This window comes from Pseudoflavonifractor sp. 524-17 (assembly GCF_009935845.1).
GTDB lineage: Bacteria > Bacillota > Clostridia > Oscillospirales > Oscillospiraceae > Pseudoflavonifractor_A.
In genome coordinates this window covers 1-2,744 of sequence record NZ_QWEK01000104.1, presented here as the reverse complement: position 1 = coordinate 2,744, position 2,744 = coordinate 1, and the positions used below count along the sequence as shown (strand labels likewise).

Annotated in this window: 1 protein-coding gene; it reads left to right on the top strand. The window is 47.8% G+C overall.

The annotated features are described in order from the left end of the window. Positions 1 to 735: 735 nt before the first annotated feature. Positions 736 to 2,649, top strand: a complete 1,914-nt coding sequence (gene ltrA / locus D1159_RS18625; protein WP_161847086.1) for a group II intron reverse transcriptase/maturase — start codon at positions 736 to 738, stop codon at positions 2,647 to 2,649. Positions 2,650 to 2,744: the final 95 nt, after the last annotated feature.

Here is a 2,744-nt window from a genome sequence, read left to right as displayed (position 1 = left end):
TACGCACGCTTTGTTCCTTGACAATCTGCGTAGAAATACGCAATAAAACAAGGCAGATTCCAAAAGAATCTGAACTCTATGCTTGATTTGGCAGGGGGAGTTCCTGCCTGACCCGGTGTGACGGGTAACAAAAACTCTAATACTCCGACGTGCACCACAGTGTCATGTGGAATGTACGAAGTTCGGTGAAGAGCGGAGGCGCGGTCTGAGACGGCTGTGCGCCGCGGGAGGCTATAAATCGGTCATGTCCAGGATGTTTTGTTGCAACTGACATAGTTTTTGAATGTACGGCTCGTAAGCGTTAGGATGATAATACAGCCATCCGCCCCATGAGGGGTACTGCCGCCGTTGAAATTTGTAGTGGTGGAAAACGGCAGAAAACCATTAAGGTCAAATGTCTCCGGCAGAAGTTCACACCAGCCAGAGATGGCAGTCGGGCCATAGGAACGGGCTAAAACCGATATGAAAAGCTAAAGCATAGGGAACAAAGGAACCGTGAACGGCGCACCAGTCTTTGCTGGCGCAGTTATGGAGTGACACCTCCGCCGCGCAGGTAGGAAATGACCTGCTAATTCACGGGGCATCAGCCCGTAGTAGTGACGATCCCCGCAATAATAAGGCGGGGGGAGCGAAGGGGCATAGTCAGTACAGATTGTATGTGAACAGGAAGTCGAGGAAGCCGTAGGCAAACCTGACTAAAACCAGAAACACCAATCCCGAAAGGAGGCGGTGCGTATGGCACAACAATTCGACAGCCCGAAAACCGAAGCAGAACTGCGCAGAATTCAGGATAAACTGTATCAGCACAGCAAAGAAGTCTTTGACGCAGGAGGCCGTCCGGCGTTCAAGGGACTTTTGGAAATCATGTCAGCAGAAACTACTATCATAACAGCAATCCACAACATCAAAAGCAACAAGGGCAGCGAAACTCCCGGCGTGGATTACAAAACCATGCGAAAGGACTACCTGCAAAAACCCTTTTCGTGGGTAGTAAATGACATTCAAAATGCGTTTCATCATTTCGAGGCTCAGAAGATACGCCGGGTCTACATCGACAAACCAGGAAAAGCCGAAAAGCGTCCTCTGGGTATTCCGACTATACGGGACAGAATCGTACAAGAGTGCATGAGGATTGTGTTGGAACCTATTTTAGAAGCACAGTTTTTTGCTCACTCCTATGGATTCCGACCGATGCGGGACACCGCGATGGCGCTGGAACGGGTGAAATTTCTCACATTCCAAACAAACTGTCACTGGGTAGTCGAGGGCGATATCAGCAAATGCTTTGACCATATTGACCACAGTATCCTGCTAAAACGCTTGCACCACATGGGAATCAAGAACCAGCGGGTACTGCAAATCATCAAAGCAATGCTGAAAGCGGGGGTCATGGACAACTGTGAAGTCAGCGAGGAAGGTACGCCACAGGGTGGACTGATTAGTCCACTTCTGGCAAATGCCTACCTGGATATCATGGATGAATGGATAACCGGCCAATGGGAAAACAAGAGTACCGTATTCCCATACAAGCAAACCCAGAGCAAATATGCGGCTTTGCGAAAAACGAACCTGACACCGGGATACCTGATTCGTTACGCGGACGATTTTGTCATCGTAACAGACACCCGCGCCCATGCCGAATGTTGGAAAGCAAGATTGGAAAAATTTCTGCACAGCAAAATAAAGCTGACACTATCCAAAGAGAAAACGCTGATTACTGATGTCCGAAAAAAGTATATCAAATTCCTTGGCTACAAGCTGAAACTTGTCCCGGGAAAAGGCCGAAGCGGGTACGTCACAAGGACGATACCAGATGATGACAGGTTAAAACGGAAAGTCTATGAAATCGCGGCAAACATTAAGAAAATCCCCCGAAACTACAGCAAGGAAAAATTGATTTCGGAAATTAACCGTATCAACAGCAAAATTCGGGGACTGATTCAATATTATCAGTGCTGCACATGGGTCAATATCTCCATGCAAAAATACCACCATTGGCTGCAAGGTCTGGCGAGGAGCCGCCTCAAACAGTACAAAGGAAAATGGATTCCGGCAAGAGACACGCAAAATCTACCCCGTATCCATGAGCAGTACAAAGCAAAAATTCCAGCAGTAAAATACCGCGAGATTTACATTGGCTTTACCGCACTCACCTTCTGCAAGTGGGAAAAGGTTCCGCAGAAAAACCAGGCTGAAACGCCCTATTCCGAAGAGGGACGGGAACTCAACTTCAAACGAACGAAAAAGAAGCGCATACTTGCGCGGCTTGACGAAGCCTATTCGGATAACGCAACAGCTGCGGCAATCTACAGAAAGCAAAGCACACTCAACAACTTTGAGTTTATCATGAATCGCGCATACGCTCTTAACCGTGATAAACTCAAGTGCCGGGTATGTGGTGGATGGCTCATTGCGCATACCCCGTATGCCCACAGAATCAACCCAAACCTCCCGCTGAATAAGGTAAACCGTGTTAATAATTTGGTTTCGCTTCATTGGAACTGCTTTCAAGCGGTCAATAATCCTGAAATGGACATTACGGGATTTGATGTAAAAGCGCAAAAGAAGATTAAAGGTTATAGGGATAAACTGGTTATTTCACATACACGCAACAATCAATCTGTATTGATGGAGCGCCGTGTGCGGTGAAAGTCGCACGCACGGTGCGAAGCGGGGGAAAATCCGCTCTGACTGCCATCCTCTCATGAGGACGGTAAAAGCGGCGGATTACCTATCGCTATACC

What these genes read in the sequence shown, in the direction of transcription:
- ltrA (WP_161847086.1), top strand. Translation starts at nt 736, where the DNA reads ATGGCACAACAATTCGACAGCCCGAAAACCGAAGCAGAACTGCGCAGA.